Origin of the sequence: Hymenobacter sp. YC55 (assembly GCF_029433095.1) — a bacterium.
Taxonomy (GTDB): Bacteria; Bacteroidota; Bacteroidia; order Cytophagales; family Hymenobacteraceae; genus Hymenobacter.
The window spans coordinates 1-17493 of the sequence record NZ_JARNTX010000002.1; the positions used below are offsets into that span (position 1 = coordinate 1).

Sequence of the window (17493 nt, forward strand, 5' to 3'; positions counted from 1 at the left end):
ATTGCTACACCCGTTCGACTTGCATGTATTAGGCCTGCCGCTAGCGTTCATCCTGAGCCAGGATCAAACTCTCCATTGTATAAATTCTACTTACCCTTGGCGAACCAAGAGCGATGTCGAGTGCTGACCCTGCTCACTATTTGACGTTGTCGTCATTTAATTCGTGTGCTTGGTTTCTTATGTATGCTAGCTAAATCAATAAAGATGAAGCCTGCAAAACACTTACCATTTGTTTGTCTCAAACATTCAAAGAACGTATGCCCCTCTCATTTAGAGGAACCGTGTAGAAGCTTAATTTAGCTTCTTTTTGCTGTGATTACCGAGCGTCGTTTCGTTCGGGGTTGCAAAGGTAAGAGGCTTTTTTCTTTCTGCAAGAAATTTTTGAAAATTTATTTTTCACCAATCTCTTCTTTCAAATCCTCTCAGTGCCTTCTATCAAAGCGGGGTGCAAATATACTATCTGCTTTCCGTAGATGTCAAGAAAATCAGCAAAAAAAGTTTTTTGTTTCCCTGCTGTCTCTGGCGTTTTCTCCCCTTCCTGTTGAAGCGGGGTGCAAAGATACTAGGCCTATCTTTCATAGCAATAGCTAGGTCACTTTTTTGTTGAAAATTCTTTGTAAAAACCCTCGCGGCTATTTAGCGGGCTTGATTATCAGCTTGTTTCCATTGCAGCGAGTTGATAATACCTAGTAGTTAATACAAAGCCTAGTACCATGCTTCAGCTATAAGCGGAAGCGGTACTAGGCTTTGTGGTTGGTATTCTTACTCTCGAAGGTTCAGAATACTAGCTCGTAGAGTAGGTATTCTAAAATGCGGGCGTCTTTGGATGTGGTAGAATATGGTAGAAGCCTGTGAATTGCTTTACGCTTCTGCCGCAACTCTTGTGGGCCGACCAACGCTTACTCTCTCTTTGGCTGCGACCACCGTTACTACTACATACTTCGAGGTAGGCGTGTTGCTAACTTCAGCCACGCTGGAAATAGGTACTAGTGGGTTGGCTTCGGGGAAATAGGCTGCTACATTTCCTCGGGGTATGTCGTAAGGAACAGCGATAAATTTCTCTACGGTGCGTTGTTCACCTTCGAAGTGACTCGTTATATCTATGAGGCCTTTGGCTTTCAAGCCACGATCGGCGATGTCTTCGGCATTCATGAAGAGGACACGCCGCTCGTTGTGGATGCCGCGGTACCGGTCGTTGTATTCGTAGATAGTGGTGTTGAACTGGTCGTGACTACGTACTGTCATCAGCACCAGCTGACCGGGCTCGAGGGTGTGTTTGGTTAGTTTGGTAGATGTGAAATTAGCTTTGCCATTTTTGGTGGTGAACTTCCGTTCACGCGGACCATTCGGCAAATAGAAGCCACCAGGGCGACGCAGCTTCTCGTTGAAGTTTTCGAAGCCCGGGATAACGCGGGCAATATGGTCGCGGATGACGTCGTAGTTTTCGGTCATGGCTACCCAATCAGTAGTGGTCCGGTCGCCGAGGGTGGCAATAGCAACACCGCTAATGATGGCTACTTCACTGAGCATCTCACCGGCTAAAGGAACTAAGATGCCTTTGTTCTGGCTCACAACGCCCATCGAGTTTTCGCAGGAGGTCATTTGATGGCCGGAGCGCTGCATATCGATGTCGGCGTGGGTGAAGCATGGAAGGAGCAGGCTGGTTTTTCCGGTGACGAGGTGGCCGCGGTTGAGCTTGGTACCCACAAACACCGTGAGGTTCTGCTTGCGCATGCCTTCGGCTATCAACTCGGTATCGGGTCCGGCGGCTAGCAAGTTGCCGCCAAGGCTGAAGTAAACTTTGGTTCTGCCTTCGACCATGGCCTTGATACTTTCCACCACGTCGAAACCGTCTTTGCGGGGAGCAGAGAACTTGAACTCCTTTTCCAGGGAATCAAGGAATTCAGTGCTTACTCTTTCCCAAATGCCCATGGTCCGGTCACCTTGCACGTTGGAGTGGCCTCGAACTGGGCAAGTGCCCGCACCGGGTTTGCCGATAGCGCCTTTCATCAATTGCAGGTTCACGATTTCCTGAATGGTCTGCACGCCATTTTTCTGCTGTGTGACCCCCATGGCCCAGCAGGTGATAATCTTTTGCTTGGTGGCAATGATGTTGGCGGCTTCCAGCAACTGTGTTCTAGAAATACCGCTTAGCTCCTCGATATCCTCCCAACTAGTGTTGCGGATATTCTGCTCGAACTCTTCGAAGCCAGTTGTATATTTATCTATAAACGGCCGGTCTATAACCTGACCTAGATTTACATCTTCAGCCTCGAACAGATGCTTCATGAGACCACGCAGCAGCGCCATATCACCGTTGACGCGCACTTGCAGGTAGAGGTCCGTAATTTGAGTGCCATCGCCCATCAGCGCGCCTAGCGCCTTGAGCGGGTTCATAAAGTCCTGAGGATTCTTGAAGTGGTTGAGGCCAGCTTCGATGAGGGGGTTGACGCTGATGATTTTGGCGCCGTTGCGTTTGGCCTTTTGCAAAGCCGTGAGCATGCGCGGGTGGTTGGTACCGGGGTTCTGACCGATAATGAGGATGACTTCGGCTTCGTAGATGTCGTTGAGCGTGACCGAGCCTTTGCCTAAGCCTAAGGTGGGGCTGAGGGCAGAGCCACTGCTTTCGTGGCACATGTTGGAGCAGTCGGGCAGGTTGTTGGTGCCGAACTCGCGGGCGAATAGCTGGAACAGGAAGGCTGGCTCGTTGGGCACTTTGCCGGAAGTATAAAACACAGCCTCGTCGGGCGAAGCCAAGGCGTTCAACTCATCGGCTACAATCTGGAAAGCTTCGGGCCACTCAATCTTGGTGTAGTAGTCGGAGCCGGGACGCTTGACCAGGGGGTGTGTTAGGCGGCCGGTGTTATTCTGGTCACGGTCGGTGAGGCGGGAAAGCTCGGCGAGGGTGTGCTTGGCAAAGAACTCGGGGCCGGCTGCGCGCTCGTCGGCATCGGAAGCGGCAGCTTTAGCACCATTCTCGCAAAACTCGGCTACTGAGCGGTGGTCGTCAGGGTCAGGCCAGGCGCAAGATGAGCAGTCGAAGCCGTCTTTTTGGTTCATACCAAGCAAAGCCTTGGAGCCGCGGCTAACGCCGCCTTCGCCCCAACTGAACTGCATGGACTTGACTACGGCCGTAACGCCAGCGGCTATTTTGGCCCGGCCTTCGAGGCGCAAACCCGTTAGCTCTTCGGGGGGTTGGGCGAGGATGGGGAACAGGTATTTGGCGTTGGCCGTTTCGGGCGCCGGGATGTGGCGCTTGGGTGCACCAGCACTAGCTTCGTGCTCCGCCATAGTTGGGTTGTCAGCGTTGGTATGGTAGTGGTCGGGGGCTGGTGCATCGCCCTGACTAGGACGCTCGCCGCTTTTGGGGGCATTGCTGGCTTTCTGCTCTTGCTCCTGACCGGCTTGGCTTGGATCGGTGGCGGGAGAATTTTCCATGGCTTGACAACGGGTAACGGTGGGAATTAGAACGCGAGCTTAAAAGCCTCGGCTAATGCTTACAGCCGAGGTCCTTTTCTACTAATATATGTACTACTTGGTTGTCGGCAACCTCTACTATACCGCGCAAACTTACCTCGTCGGAAGAAGTCCAGGCATCGGCCACATCGACTGGTAAGCGCACTACCACCCGACCCGATGTGTAGGAGATGTTAGGCGCTGAGCCAGTGGCATTTTCGTCGCGTTGGAGAGCGTAAATGAGTCGGTCGGACACGGAAGGGCCGAGTGGTACGACAGTTTCGAGGCGGCCAGTTTGCTGGAAGTCGGTTACCTCTTCGGAGGATAGCCGGAGGCGGAGGGAGTTATCTTCGATGCGGAGCTTCATTTCATTGAACAGTTATCACTTAACAGGCTGCTTGCGTAGCCGGAATGTTAAATGACGCTTGGTGGAGAGAGGTTTAAGGCTGATTCATTTATATGAACGCCTCAGAGTATGCCTGACTTCATATACCTGAGGCTGAAGGCCGGAAATAGTTAGTTGTCTTTCAACCGCCACTCGTGGCAGTAGACGTTATAGCGGTTTTGGCGCACGAAGCCGCATACGGTCATGCCAAAATCGCGGGCGGCGGAAACGGCCAGGGAGCTAGGCGCGCCTACCGCAGCCAGTACGGCAATGCCAGCAACGGCCGCCTTTTGCACCAACTCGAAACTAGCGCGGCCACTAACCAGCAACACATGTTGGTGCAGCGGCAACCACTCTTGCAAGAAGGCGGCTCCAATTACTTTGTCGAGGGCATTATGCCGTCCAACATCTTCGCGCAACAAAAGCAATTCACCCGTCGGCGAAAACAATGCAGCGGCGTGCAGCCCCCCGGTTTGCTCGAACAGGGCCTGCGCCTCCCGTTGTTTGGCCGGTAAATGGTGAATAACGTCGGGGTGAACGTAGGGGCCGTTGGTGGGCAGCACCGGACAAGAGGCGGCATGTACGGCGTCGATGCTGGTTTTGCCGCAGACGCCGCAGCTGCTGCTGGTGTAGAAGTGGCGCTCGAGGCGGGGCAGGTCGGGGGTGGCGGTAGGAGCTAACTCGGCTCGCACCACGTTTTCGCGCTCTTCCTCTTTCTCTACATCGGGACAGTAGATGACGCCGTGCAAATCTTGGCGCGTCCGAACGATGCCTTCGGTAAGCAAAAAGCCGGCCGCCAACTCGAAGTCGTGGCCGGGGGTGCGCATGGTGATGGAAAGAGTCCGGTGCTCGCGCTGCCCACTAGGGCCGTAGCCGACGCGAATTTCCAACGGTTCTTCCACGGCCAGCACATCGGAGGCGGTGGCTACGTCGCTGCCTTGCACTTTGTGCACGGTTACGTACTCGTAGCTGGTGGGAGGTAGGAAGACTTTCAATTAAAAATGGGAAATTAAGAGGTCGGTTTGGGCAGCAGCGAGAAAGCGCAAAAGTGGCAGCCGGTGCTATAGTTGTTTAACCTTGCGGTACAGATCAAGGTTTAAATGTTGCTTTGGTGAGCAGGCTGCTGCGCCGTGCCCGAATACTAGCTTTCATACTCACTGTTATTTTTTTCTTCCTACCGTGCTTACTTCTGAAGAACGCAACCGTTACCGCCGTCATTTGCAGCTACCCGAAATTGGGGAAAATGGCCAGTTACGCCTCAAGCATGCTCGGGTGCTAGTGGTGGGAGCCGGCGGACTTGGCTGTCCTGTGCTGCAATATTTGGCTGCTGCCGGAGTAGGCACGCTGGGTATAGTTGACGCCGACAAAGTAGAGACCAGCAATTTGCAGCGCCAGATTCTCTACGGCCCCCGCGACTTAGGGCAGTTCAAAGCCGAGGTAGCGGGACGGGTGGTGCGGCAGCTCAACCCGCTGGTGCATACAGAAGTGCACGTATGCCGCGCTACGTTAGGCAACGTGCGCGAGCTAGTATCGAAGTACGATGTAGTAGTGGACGGGTCCGATAACTTCCCGACGCGCTACTTGCTCAATGATGCCTGCGTGAGCTTCAACAAGCCGCTGATTTCGGGAGCCATTTACAAGTTTGAAGGGCAGGTGTCGGTGTTTAACTACCAGGGCGGCCCTACGTACCGCTGCCTGTTTCCGCAGCAGCCTTCGGGCAAGGAAGCTCCTAACTGTGATGCTACTGGCGTATTGGGCGTGCTGCCCGGTATTGTTGGCACAGCGCAAGCGTCTGAAACGCTGAAAGTACTGCTCGGCATTGGCGAAGTATTAAGCGGGCGCCTATGGGTGCTGGATGCGCTGTCGTTTCAAACCCGGGTGGTGAAGTTTGCGCGCCGTCCGGAGTCAGCAGCTATCAACTTGCAATCGGCTAGCCCAACCGATTACGCCGACTTGTGTAGTGTAGGGGTAAACGCTATTTCGGCCACGGAGCTACAGCAGCAGCTGGAGTCGGAGCACGCGCCTTTCTTGCTTGATGTGCGCGAGCCGGACGAATTTCACCGGAAGCACTTAGCTGGGGCCACGTTGTTGCCGCTAGGCAGCTTAGCCAAGGGGGTAAATGCCATTCCGCGCCATCATCCGGTGGTGGTGTACTGCCGCTCGGGTCGCCGGAGCACACAGGCTATTGAGCGGCTTCAAACCGAGTTTGGCTTTGCCAACCTGCTCAATCTAGACGGTGGGATAGAAGCGTGGGAAGAACTAGCTGTTACGTCGCAGAGCAACTAAGTAACAAGGCTAGTGAGTGCACTACCAGTGCAGCTCGAACAGCAAACCTAGTTGCTCTACTGCTTTCCACTCGTCGCTTCTTTCCCACTTCCCCACTCCACAACGCATGCCGCTTACTGCTCCTCCCCTCCCTACTCGTCCACGCCTGCGCTTCGACCGCAACGAACTAGCCGGTGCCCTAGGCGACCTAGGTACCGACCTACCGCTGCTGATTGGAGTACTGGCCGCTTCGGGTGCAGACAGTGCCGGAGTGCTGGTAATGTTTGGGCTGATGCAGGTGTTTTCGGGGTTTTGGTACGGAATGCCCATGCCCGTGCAGCCGCTCAAAGCTTTTGCTGCCTTGGTTATTGCACAAAAGATTCCGGGCCGAGTGATTTACGGAGGCGGGCTGGCCATTGGCATCAGCATGTTTCTGCTCTCGATTACGGGGCTTATTGATGCGCTGGCCCGGCTGGTGCCCAAACCTGTAGTGCGCGGTATTCAGTTTGGCTTGGCCTTGCAGCTAGCCACGTTGGCGCTCAAAGAATACGTGCCTGCCGATGGGCTACCGGGCTACGCGCTGGCGGCGGCGGGCTTCACGGTTACGGTGCTGTTGCTCGGCAACCGCCGCTGGCCTGCGGCCTTGGTAGTCATTGCATTGGGAGTGCTGTACGCCTTGGTTTTCAAGCTTGATCTAGACACGGCCCAACGCGCCATCGGCCTACACCTACCCTCTTGGCACACCCCCGCTACCGCCGATATTCTGACGGGGGCGGTACTGCTGGCACTGCCCCAGATTCCGTTGTCGCTCGGCAACTCCATCCTGGCTACCCGGCAAATAGCGCACGATTATTTCCCGGAGCGCAACCTAACCGTGAAGCAAATCAGCTTTACCTATGCCCTGATGAACTTAGTGAATCCGTTCCTGGGCGGCTTTCCGGTTTGCCACGGCTCGGGCGGCATGGTAGGGCATTACGCGTTTGGTGCCCGCACGGGGGGCTCGGTGGTGCTCTATGGAGTGCTGTTTCTAGTGCTAGGCTTGTTTTTCAGCCAAGGCTTTCAGCAAGTAGTACAGATATTCCCGCTGCCTATCCTTGGAGTTCTGCTCTTGTTTGAATCGTTGACGCTAGCGGCCCTTATCCGTGACCTTGTAGCGGACCGGGCCGGATTGCTGCTGGCCCTCCTGACGGGCTTGCTTTGCGCAGGCTTGCCCTACGGCTATTTAGTAGGATTGCTAGTAGGAACCTGCTTGCACTACGCCATGCGACGCGGCTGGGTAGGTATCGGCAAATAGTGCCTTGTAGCTGCTAGCCACTTGCGGCCCTTCACTAAAATAGCCTCATAGAAGCTCAATACTTAGGCTATGGCAAAGCTCGTCTTCCTACTTAATCCTATTTTAATAAAATTCTTTGGCGCCGTAGTTTTATGACTATTTATATACGCGTGAAAAAGCTAATGGCAGCCTGCCGATAACACGTTAACACGCGTTATTCCTACGGATTTTACCTTCAAAACCTCCGTATTTATATCAACAACAGCTAATTGATAATACGTATGCAACAGCTAGAAAATTACGTATTTACCTAATAAGGAGGGGGGGGGTATTTTGTTGATATTGCAGTATATTAAATGCGCGCCACTACTGCCCTACTGCACCTATGAATGCTACCCGAGCTTCCCTCCTCGAAAACAAAGAAAAGCGCCAGTACGCCGTTACGTGGGCGTTACGATTCACTCAGAACACTGCGCTAGACCCTGGTCCCTATGAGCGCGCCTTGCTTACTCGTTTCGTGGAGGGCAGCTTGACCATAGACCAAGTACTAGAGCAGTTGGACACTAGCACTACCGAAGGCTAGACTTAGCTAGAGCACCCAGCCCCAACGTCCAACAAACTAGGCTGGTCTTGAATTAAGATGAATTGCGAGGGTAGTAGCACCCTCGTATTAGGAAGTTAGTGGCTAAGAAGGCGTTGCACCATTTCCTGATACACCGGATTGCTAGTCATGTTGTTGTGGCCCGCCCCCGCTAGCGTAACAAACTGATCCTGCGGCTTTAGTGCTGCCTTCAGCAGCAAGGTCAGTTGATAATCGATAATCTCGTCTTGGTCGCCGTGAAAAACAACGACGGGTGCCTTGACTTGGGGCAGCACTTTATCGGTAGCCAGCGGGTAGCGCACGATAAAGCCTGGAACCCAGGGATAATAGTGCCGAGCCATGGCCCGCATACTCGGATAGGGCGCTTGCAGTAGTAGCAGTCGAGGCTGATGATGGGCCGCTAGCCAGGCGGCCGCTCCGGTACCCAAGGAGTAGCCGAGCACTACCACCCGGTTTTCAGGATATTCAGTAAGTAAGTGTTGATAAGCAACTTCCACGTCGCCGAGGAACTGTGCTTGGCTTTGCATCTGGCCGCCGCTTTTGCCATAGCCACGGTAGTCGAGCATGAATACATCGTAGCCGAGGCGAGTGTAGAAGGGAGCTACTTCGCCCCAACTATCGAGGGCGCCACCATTGCCGTGTAGGTAGAAGATCAGGCCTTTCGAGGAATCAGCCGGGAATAGTAAGCCGTGCAACTGGGTGTTATCGGAAGTCTTAATCCAGCGCTCCTGAAACGGAACGCCAAATGTGAAGCGGTAATTGCTGGCAAGCTTCTGCGGAAAGAACAACAGCCGCTCCTGCTTGAAATACAGCAGCACACAGACACCCACATAGAGCAATCCGGCCAAGGCGAGCAAGGCAATCAGAATCTTCATAGCAGTTCATTGGTCAGGCACTAGCTACGCAGAACCAGGCCCAAATGCTGCGCACGAGGTGCTACCCTCCTATCGTCGACATCGACTCGAAGCTCAGCTGATGCAGGGGGCGCTGGCGTTCGGCTTCGAAGCCATTGGCGGCCCGATGCTGAAAAGCCGAGGTAAGGGCCATTACAATTTCCGCGTCGGAAGAGCCATTGCGAAGCAGCGCCCGGATGTCGAGTACGCCTTGGTCGTAGAGGCAGGTTTTGAGGCCGCCTTCGGCCGTGAGCCGAATCCGGTTGCAGGTGCCACAGAACGTGCGCGAATACGCCGCAATAATGCCCACGCGCCCTAAGTGGCCAGTCACTTGATACTCGGATGCCGTGGCGCCTGCTTTGCCTACTAAAGGCGTGAGCGCGCCGAAGCTTTCTTCGAGGTGCTCCCGAATGCGGCGATGGTTCCAGGGCAACGTAGCCGGCGTGGCCGCATGGCTTCCGCCATTGAACGGCATTTCCTCGATAAACCGTACATCAACTGGCAGCTCCCTCGTCAATTCCGTGAGTGGCACCAAGTCTTCGATGTTCTGCCCGTCCATCACTACGGCATTGATCTTCACTTGAATACCAGCCGTGAGCAACGCGTAAAACGTGTCCATAACGCGCGGCAGCTCGTCGCGGCGGGTGATACGGGCAAAGCGCGCCCGGTCCAAGGTGTCTAGGCTCAGGTTGACGGACTTCACGCCAATACGCACCAAGTCGGGCACGTAAGGAGCCGTCAGGACGCCGTTGGTAGTGAGGCTCAAGTCGTCGATACCGGGCAGCGCCGCCAGCCGGGCCATGAACGGCACCAGGTCGCGCCGCACAAAAGGCTCGCCGCCGGTGAGGCGCACTTTGCGCACGCCTAGCGTTGCCATCAGGCCCACTAGGCGTTCCATTTCCTCGTAGGTCAGCAGCTCTTGCTTGGGCATGTACTTGATGCCTTCTTCGGGCATGCAGTAGAAGCAGCGCAGGTTGCAACGGTCCGTCACGGCTAGGCGCACGTATTCGAGCGGCCGACCATGATTATCATACAAAACAGACGAAGCAACAGCAGACATAGGGAGCGGGTATTACGCAGATTCTAGTTTTTCGGCACGGCCAACGCAGACTTAACGTTTTTTCTAGAAAAACAGTCATTTGTTCTTCACTATGCGTAATCTGACCTTGTGAGGCCACGATGTTAGCTTCGTGCTGCGGATAACCTGATGTGGCTACATCTAGTTTGGCCTTTACGTAATATAGCATGTTATGAACCTGAAAATAGCTCTTTTTGGCATTGCCAAAGAAATAGTTGGCCAATCGGTGCTGGAAGTTAACGCGCCCAACGACCAGCCGGTGCAGCAATTGCTCGAACAATTGCGCGCGCAATATCCGGCGCTGGGCCAACTCAGCAGCCTGGCCGTAGCCGTCAACAACGAGTACGCCACCGACACGCAGCTTCTGCACGAGCGGGACGAAATTGCGCTGATTCCGCCGGTAGCCGGAGGCTAAACCGAGTTGAGGCGGCAGAACAAACACTTGATTTTCTGCCACTTCCTTTTTTGCCTGACCGCTGCTAGTTATTCTACCCTCTCGCTTGCTTGTTCTGCTTTGATTACCATCGACCTCACCGACCAGCCCATTGATGTACCCGCCGCCTTGCAACTAGTGCAGGCCGACGGCGCCGGGGCGGTTAATACCTTCATTGGCACGGTTCGCAACAAGAGCACCGGCCGCCCCGTCGTGCGCCTCGAATACGAAGCCTACGACAGCATGGCCTTGCACCAGCTACGCAAAGTGGCCACCCAGGCCCAAGAGCTATGGCCGATGCTCGAAAACGTAGTAGTTGTCCACCGCAAAGGCACCCTCCAAATCGGCGACGTGGCGGTGATAGTGGCCGTGTCTACGCCACACCGCGCCGAAAGCTTCGCCGCCTGCCAGTACATCATTGATACGCTGAAGCAGGTAGTGACTATTTGGAAGAAAGAGTTTTACGAGGACGGCGACGTGTGGGTAGCCGCCCATCCGTAAGCTATTAGTTGCCTTTCTCGATTAGCTGCACCGCCTTTTCCAGCACTTCGTCGCGCCCTTCCTTGATGCCTTGGATGGTTGGCTTCACTTCCACATCAGGCACTATACCCACGCGCTGCGTTTCCCGGCCATCCGGGTAATAGACTCCAAGGCCGGTAATGTGGGTGTAAACATTGCCCGGCAGCACTATGCTCGACACGTTTCCGTCGGCTCCGGCGGTGGTGCTGCCTACCACGGTGGCTCCTGGGGTAGTACGAAACGCCATGGTCGTGTACTCCGCATGGCTCTGCGTTATCTCGTTTACCAGGATAACTACTTTACCTGCGTAAGGCACACGTCCGTCCGGCACTAACTTAACTGGTGGCTGTTTTTCAAACACGCCCGGATATATCACCGACGGTGCACTGAACTGAACAAATTCAACTGGTTCAGACAGCAAGTACTTGGAAAGTGTAAATACTGTATTCTCAGACGGGTAATTCCGAATATCAATTACTAAGCCTTTCGTGTGGGCTAGTGAATCCATAATCTCGGGCAGGAGTTTGTTGCGTATTGTGCCGAGAAAAATATAGCCGATGTTGTTGGGCAGCCTTCGCCAAGAGGGCAGCAAAGGGCTAGCAGTGCCGCCGTTCAAAGCCAAGTTCAAGCCACCTGCCGGATACCGATTGATGGTGAGGGCAAACTCCTTATCGTTGCGGCGCACCAACAAGGGCACTTCCTTTGTGTTGCCGCGGAGCAGCATATTGGCGATGATGCGTAGCTGGGTGGGCTCGTTGGAAGCGGGTGCAAGTGGCTGCCACTTCTTCACTAGTTCGGGCACTGCTACCCCATCTACCTGCACCACAACATCGCCTATTTCCAAGCCCGACTGCTTCCCTAGAGTGGCTTTGTAGTAATCAGTCACTACGGCCTGGCCCTCTACGAAGCGGATGCGCACGGGAGCATAGTACTTGCCCAGATAGTTGCTCAGGATATTGTCACTGGAAACAGTGGCGTGGGTATCATGGATACGGGCTACTAGCTTCAGGGCCGTCAGGCGGTACTGTTCGGCTGTGGCAGCGGCGGCAAACTGCGGAATCATATCGGGCAACACCTGCTGCCAGTCTTCCCCGATGGCATAGCGGTAAGGGAAGAAATAGGCAATCATGTTCCAGTAGCGGTACAGCGCTAGCAAGCGCAAGCCCGCATCGGGCGTTGTCAGGTCGGCGTAGCTCTCTTCGTGCTGGAAGATGGGGTTACCAACATTTTGCACGCTTTTCACATAGTAATGGTCGCCCTGATTTCGGTTTTGGCGCAGATACACTAGCTGCTTGCTTAGCGCCGGGCTTACCTGTTTTTTATCGGTTAGCCAAGCTAAGTCGGGCTGCAAACGAACGATAGTGGCGGCGGGCTCTTGGCAACTCGCACACGCGGGTATGGGGCCAAGAGTGGCAAGCCATGCGCCGAGGATTTCGCTGCGCGCTTTTTGGTTTTTGCTGGCCAGCACCTTCGGCAACACCCGCAGCAGTTCAGCATCCCAGTTGTAGTCGCCGCGGGCAATGGCGGGATGGTAGTACTTCACGAAACCCCACACGCGGCCTAGCACCGCCAAGTTCTCGATTTGCTGCTTGTTTAGGTTGTCGAGCGTGATACCGGAGCCGCGTTGAAAAGCGGTGTCTTGCTCGGCTTTGAAACGCCAAACAAACTTGGCAGGCGCCTGCGCAAGTGGCTTGTCGTTCAGCCGCGTGCCTCCCGGTTGAATGCGCAATGAATAGCGCCCCTCGTGCCGCAATAACGAATCGGCAGTAACCCGATAGCCGTTGTCGATGGTTGACCACCAGTCAGTGGATTTGTGCGTTTGGTAGTCTACTTTCTCGAAATTTACGTTTTGGGCCGACGCAGCCGTACCCAGCCCCAAAACCAGGGCCATACGCAGATAACATAGTTTCATATACTAAACAGTGTCAGGAAGATGCGCTAAGGTTGCGATACTTCCTGACTTTGTATAGCTATGCTTCAGCACTAGGCTTTCGAACTCAATTCCTGCGCGGCCGCCTCCCGCTCTTCCGGGGTGTTGATGTTCCGTAATTCGGCCGGCGCGGGCGGCGGCAGCAGTTCGATATCGGAGTTGATAAGGGCTTTGCGGGGACAAGAGTAGCCTAAGCTCAGGAAGCGTAGCAGCGTGGCGTAGCTGCGCGGCTCCCAGATAGTGATAAGCGGCTCTGGCCACTCGTTTTCGGGGCTGCGGTAGGCCGTGGCCATGCGCCCAGCGTGGCGGTGCGCCAGCAGGTGGCGCAAGGTGTCCTCGGTGAGAAAAGGCAAGTCGCAGGCTACTACCAGCCAAGCTGCATCTGGGTCTAGCTGAAAAGCCGAGAGCAGGCCGCTCATGGGGCCGAGGCCCAGAAAGGTATCGGGCAAGGGCGAGAGGCCAGCCGCTTCAAGCTCCGCCACTTGGTCGGGACGGCAGGAGACCAGGACGTCTTCGCAGAAGGGTGCTAATAGCGCGGCCGCATAAGCCCGCTGTTCCTGCTGGCCATGGTACGTCAGGCGGCTTTTGTCTTGGCCCATGCGCTGGCTTTGGCCACCCGCCAGCACCAAGCCGCGTACGTGTGGGCGCTGCTGCTGCCACTCCTGCAACACCGCGGCAGCAATAGCTTCGGTGTCGGTCAGTGCGAGTTGTGGTATGGCAGCATCCTGCAAATGTTCACGCAGGTAGTTGGGCAGCTCGGCTACACCGTCGGGCAGCAAAATCAGGCGCACATCGGTGAGGCGGTCCAGCTTTTTTTCGAGCGGTTTGGCCGGGTCGAGAATGATGATTTGCTGCCGGGCCCGGAAGTGGTTGCCGTTCACCAGCACTAGGCTTTGGTGTTGCATCCACTCCTGCTGCGCGAACTTATCAACGTCACGGCGCAGGTCGAGGCGGCGAAACGTGATTTTGTCGGTTAGCTCGGCGCTGGCACCAGCTTGCAGAATAGCGTCGGCACCTCCCGTGCCTCCCTGCGCGGCATCGTCGCCGGCGGCATGGTCGGCATCTACGTAGGCCACGCGCAGAACGGGTTCTAAGTGAGGCAAGAGGCGGGTTACCAGCTCTTTAATTCGGTTACAGGGAGCCCCGAGAACAGCTAACTCGTGGCGGCTGAATTCGCCTAGCGCGGGGCGGGCAAGCTGCGCGTGTTTACGGTGCGGAGTAGGCGTGTCAGTCGACATGGTGAAAGTCTTGTTTGCCGCCGGTTTTGCTGACCAGCCGGGTTTCCTGAATAACAATGTTGTGCGAGAGGGCCTTACACATGTCGTAGATAGTGAGGGCCGCTACCGAAGCGCCGGTTAGGGCCTCCATTTCGACGCCGGTTTTGCCGGTTACACTGGCCGTGCACTCGATAAGCACAGCATCCGGTGCCTGCACTTCTATGCGCACTTGGCAGTCGTCGAGGCCTAAGGGGTGGCAGAGCGGAATCAGTTCCGAAGTCCGTTTGGCACCCATAATACCCGCCAGGATAGCGGTTTGAAATACCGGCCCCTTGCGCGTGGGCAGGTCGCCGTCCTGCACCAAAGCCAGGATTTCGGCGCCTACTACTACGCGGCTGCGGGCCCGCGCTACACGGCGGGTGGCGGTTTTGGCGCCTACATCAACCATGGCGGGTTGGCCAGCGGCATTGAGGTGGGTGAGCTTGGAAGATTCAGACATGGAAACAAGATAGAGCGTACGCTCGAAGTGGTGGAAGCTCGCGCCGTGTTTACGCTGCTATTCGTAGGCCGGTACGCGCCAGACAGATGGCAAGTTATGGTGGGTATGCCGCTCGCCGTACTTTGGGCACCGTACACGAGACCCGTACTCAACCGCGCAAGCCCGTGCTTGGTTACTATTGCCACCGCAAGCGGAAGCTTCCGCTATATTCGTGCCTATGCTCTCCGTAGAAGAAGCCACTCGCCGCGTTGCGGCCACCATTCAGCCCTTGCCGGCCGAGTTCTTGGCGCTGCCCTTGGCGGCGGGCCGCATCCTGCGCGAAGACCTGCACGCCGACCGAGACTTTCCTCCGTTCAACCGGGTGGCCATGGACGGCATTGCGGTCCGCTTCGAGACTCTGGCAGCGGGCCTGACCGAGCTTCCGATTGAACGTACCCAGTTTGCCGGCCAAGCACCTACGCCCCAGCTCGACCCGCAGGCGGCCACCGAAATCATGACCGGCGCCATGCTCCCCGAGGGTACCGACACCGTTATCCGGTACGAGGACCTTGCGTTCCGGACGGATGAAACTACCGGCCAGCGTTTTGCTACCGTACAGGTGCTGCCGCCCCACGCGGGCCACAACGTCCACCGCCGCGCCGCCGACCGTCGCCAAGGCGACTTGTTGCTACCAGCTGGCACCTACTTGGGTGCGGCCGAGTTGGCGGTAGCAGCCACCATTGGAGCCACTACGGTAGCTGTCACGCGCCTGCCCCGGGTAGCAGTAGTCAGCACCGGCGACGAGCTAGTATCGATTGCCGACCGGCCCCTCCCCCACCAGATTCGCCGCTCCAACGCCCTTATGCTGCAAGCCGCGGCCGAGCAAACAGGCGCCATCACGCAGGCGTTTCATTTCAATGATGATGTGGCCGTGCTGCAACAGAGCTTGCCTGCCTTACTCACTGAGTTTGATGCTGTAATACTCAGCGGAGGCGTATCGAAGGGCAAAGCCGATTTTCTGCCGGAAGTGCTGCGCGAACTAGGCGTAAAGCAAATCTTCCATGAGGTACAGCAGCGGCCCGGCAAACCGTTCTGGTTTGGCCAAAGCGCCGGAGGCGCCGTGGTGTTTGCGCTGCCCGGCAACCCAGTATCCACGTTCGTGAATTTCTATCGATACGCACGGCCTTGGCTACTCGGTGTGTTGCAGCCTACTGCTGCTGCTCTGCCCGAAGCAGGGCCTGTGCCGGCCGTATTGTCAACTGATGTCAGCTTCCGGCCCAAGCTCACGCACTTCTTGCTGGTCCGCCTAGAACACGCTAGCAACGGCCAATTGCTGGCTTACCCTGAGCGGGCCGGCGGCTCCGGCGACCTAGCCAGCCTTCTGGCTAGCAACGCGTTTCTGGAGCTGCCGCCCGAGCAAGAGCTGTTTGCTGCGGGCACTGTGCTGCCCGCATGGCGGTTTCGGTGAAATTACTTTTCAGCACTTTTGAGCTACCAGCTTGACTAGGCGCTGAGTTTCCAAGGAAAAATCAGCAACTCCAACTGGCTCTTCGTAGCGCAGGATCTGGAAGCCAGCAGCGGCGTAGGTATTCTTCAACTCGTCGGTTGCAAACCCTATCTGCGAACCTGGTTTGATGCCCCGTGCTTGGTTGACATCAGCGTGAAAGTTCTCGAACACAAGCAGGCCACCAGGTTTGAGTGCCGCGTATGTTTGCGCTACATGAGTTTCCTCATCGGCGTAGCAAAGCACGATTAGGTCCCACTGGTTGGTACCCCAGGCATAGGTAGTTACATCTTGCGCGATGGTAGTGAGAGACACGCCTAATTGCTGAGCCCGCTGTTGGGCAAACGCCAGCGCCTTATCGGCATAATCTACGCCCGTGACTTGCCAGCCTTGCTGCGCTAGGTAGAGAGCATTGCGCCCCTCGCCCATATTCACATCCAAAGCGTTGCCAGCTGATCGGCCGCGTACTGCTTCAACTAACAGCGTATTAGGCTGGTCGTTGAAGCGAGTCTGCCGCCACGTGGTATCCAGCAAGAAATGATTCCAGCGGCCACGCTCGTACTCCCGTTGCTGAGTTGGAGTAGCATCGGGAGGAAGTAGCGGGTAGGCAACTGCTGGCCGCGAGGATGCAAGCCCTTGACTAGTATCATCCGCTGCCTCCCCTAGTGGATTTCTATTCGCAGGATGTATTTTCATGAGGAACAAGGAATTCTTGCCATTGAGACTTGAAGCACTGCCACTACTGATAAGCTGTTAGCAGTAAACCCTTTCCACCACGCCTACTCAGCAGCTCAGGTTTCGAAGTCCAGGCCGCATTGAAAGCAATGGCATTGCGGCTTCTCCGGCGCCATTATCCAGAGGCGCAGTTTGGTAAGCAGACTATCATTAGGTTCGGGCAATTGCCGGCACACGACATCGGTATGGTGGCAACGTGGGCAGCGGATTATTTCCGTTGCTGCGTCTGATTCGTCGGTGACGGGTAAGGCTTGCATAGCTGCTTGGTTGGGGTACAGCAATTCCTGCGCGGCGGCTAGGTCGCGGCGACGGACGTGCAGGCGTACTCCACCAGAAATGGGCCCATACGGCCGATTCTCGTTGCTGATAAAGCAGGGAATGTCGGCGGCTTCCAACTGGTTTTTAGCCAGATGCGCCGATATAGCATTGGCGAAAGACGCAAGCTGAATAATGGACTCGTCGGCAGGCTGGTCGGACATGGTGCTGGTAGTTTCAGACAAAACAAAAGAAGCACCCAAATGAGTGCTTCTTTCACAGACTAAGTATTTTATTGTGGAGACTTGGCTACAGTCGGCATTATTTGAACAGCGCCAGTGCTTTAATAAAGGTTTGGGTAACGCCCCAGGCGAGTGGAATCCCAACAAACAGCCAAGCCACTGCTAGCGCAACGCCAGAGCTAGAAGAATTATCTGGAGTATTAGATGAAGTATGTTCCATGAGTTGAAG

At 55.7% G+C, this 17493-nt stretch carries 17 protein-coding genes and 1 rRNA gene; 6 read left to right on the plus strand and 12 right to left on the minus strand.

The window, feature by feature from the left end; genetic code table 11:
- From P1X16_RS13250 to fdhD, 4 genes are all read right to left on the minus strand, one after another.
- Positions 1-79, minus strand: a 16S ribosomal RNA gene (locus tag P1X16_RS13250); the annotation flags it as partial.
- Positions 80-861: 782 nt separating this feature from the next.
- Positions 862-3438: an FdhF/YdeP family oxidoreductase gene (locus P1X16_RS13255; RefSeq protein WP_277229594.1), complete on the minus strand. Its 2577-nt coding sequence runs from the start codon at positions 3436-3438 to the stop codon at positions 862-864.
- A 52-nt stretch (positions 3439-3490) separates the two neighbouring features.
- Positions 3491-3823: a hypothetical protein gene (locus P1X16_RS13260; protein ID WP_277229596.1), complete on the minus strand. Its 333-nt coding sequence runs from the start codon at positions 3821-3823 to the stop codon at positions 3491-3493.
- Positions 3824-3972: 149 nt separating this feature from the next.
- Positions 3973-4836 (minus strand): formate dehydrogenase accessory sulfurtransferase FdhD, encoded by an 864-nt coding sequence (fdhD, locus tag P1X16_RS13265; RefSeq protein ID WP_277229599.1) that lies wholly within the window; start codon positions 4834-4836, stop codon positions 3973-3975.
- 184 nt (positions 4837-5020) lie between these two features.
- On the opposite strand from fdhD, the gene moeB reads away from it, so the two are divergent.
- From moeB to P1X16_RS13280, 3 genes are all read left to right on the plus strand, one after another.
- Complete coding sequence (moeB, locus tag P1X16_RS13270; protein WP_277229602.1) at positions 5021-6127, plus strand: molybdopterin-synthase adenylyltransferase MoeB; 1107 nt, start codon at positions 5021-5023, stop codon at positions 6125-6127.
- A 106-nt stretch (positions 6128-6233) separates the two neighbouring features.
- Positions 6234-7400, plus strand: a complete 1167-nt coding sequence (locus tag P1X16_RS13275; RefSeq protein ID WP_277229605.1) for a putative sulfate/molybdate transporter — start codon at positions 6234-6236, stop codon at positions 7398-7400.
- 364 nt (positions 7401-7764) lie between these two features.
- Complete coding sequence (locus P1X16_RS13280) at positions 7765-7962, plus strand: hypothetical protein (protein WP_277229608.1); 198 nt, start codon at positions 7765-7767, stop codon at positions 7960-7962.
- 95 nt (positions 7963-8057) lie between these two features.
- Here P1X16_RS13280 and P1X16_RS13285 read toward each other — a convergent pair whose 3' ends face one another.
- Entirely contained in the window at positions 8058-8855 is a 798-nt protein-coding gene (locus P1X16_RS13285) for an alpha/beta fold hydrolase (RefSeq protein ID WP_277229611.1), read from the minus strand.
- Between the two features lie 61 nt (positions 8856-8916).
- Complete coding sequence (gene moaA, locus P1X16_RS13290; protein ID WP_277229615.1) at positions 8917-9933, minus strand: GTP 3',8-cyclase MoaA; 1017 nt, start codon at positions 9931-9933, stop codon at positions 8917-8919.
- A gap of 190 nt (positions 9934-10123) precedes the next feature.
- Here moaA and P1X16_RS13295 point away from each other — a divergent pair, with 190 nt between their 5' ends.
- Positions 10124-10366, plus strand: a complete 243-nt coding sequence (locus P1X16_RS13295; protein WP_277229618.1) for a MoaD/ThiS family protein — start codon at positions 10124-10126, stop codon at positions 10364-10366.
- A gap of 99 nt (positions 10367-10465) precedes the next feature.
- Positions 10466-10885 carry a molybdenum cofactor biosynthesis protein MoaE gene (locus tag P1X16_RS13300; RefSeq protein WP_277229621.1) on the plus strand — a complete coding sequence of 140 codons (420 nt, stop codon included), beginning with the start codon at positions 10466-10468 and terminating at the stop codon, positions 10883-10885.
- 4 nt (positions 10886-10889) lie between these two features.
- Here the strand turns inward: P1X16_RS13300 and P1X16_RS13305 are convergent, their stop codons facing one another.
- The 3 genes from P1X16_RS13305 to moaC form a co-directional block, all read right to left on the minus strand.
- Complete coding sequence (locus P1X16_RS13305; RefSeq protein ID WP_277229624.1) at positions 10890-12815, minus strand: S41 family peptidase; 1926 nt, start codon at positions 12813-12815, stop codon at positions 10890-10892.
- A gap of 71 nt (positions 12816-12886) precedes the next feature.
- Positions 12887-14071 carry an NTP transferase domain-containing protein gene (locus tag P1X16_RS13310; protein WP_277229627.1) on the minus strand — a complete coding sequence of 395 codons (1185 nt, stop codon included), beginning with the start codon at positions 14069-14071 and terminating at the stop codon, positions 12887-12889.
- Positions 14061-14549, minus strand: a complete 489-nt coding sequence (gene moaC / locus P1X16_RS13315) for a cyclic pyranopterin monophosphate synthase MoaC (RefSeq protein ID WP_277229630.1) — start codon at positions 14547-14549, stop codon at positions 14061-14063. Before moaC ends, P1X16_RS13310 begins: the two co-directional genes overlap by 11 nt.
- 217 nt (positions 14550-14766) lie before the next feature.
- Here moaC and P1X16_RS13320 point away from each other — a divergent pair, with 217 nt between their 5' ends.
- Positions 14767-15996, plus strand: a complete 1230-nt coding sequence (locus P1X16_RS13320) for a molybdopterin molybdotransferase MoeA (protein WP_277229634.1) — start codon at positions 14767-14769, stop codon at positions 15994-15996.
- Between the two features lie 9 nt (positions 15997-16005).
- Here the strand turns inward: P1X16_RS13320 and P1X16_RS13325 are convergent, their stop codons facing one another.
- From P1X16_RS13325 to P1X16_RS13335, 3 genes are all read right to left on the minus strand, one after another.
- Positions 16006-16728: a class I SAM-dependent methyltransferase gene (locus tag P1X16_RS13325; RefSeq protein ID WP_277229636.1), complete on the minus strand. Its 723-nt coding sequence runs from the start codon at positions 16726-16728 to the stop codon at positions 16006-16008.
- 95 nt (positions 16729-16823) lie between these two features.
- Positions 16824-17246 (minus strand): DUF2007 domain-containing protein, encoded by a 423-nt coding sequence (locus tag P1X16_RS13330; RefSeq protein ID WP_277229638.1) that lies wholly within the window; start codon positions 17244-17246, stop codon positions 16824-16826.
- Positions 17247-17343: 97 nt separating this feature from the next.
- Positions 17344-17484, minus strand: coding sequence for a hypothetical protein (locus P1X16_RS13335; protein WP_277229642.1), 141 nt, complete (start codon positions 17482-17484; stop codon positions 17344-17346).
- Between the last annotated feature and the right edge of the window lie 9 nt (positions 17485-17493).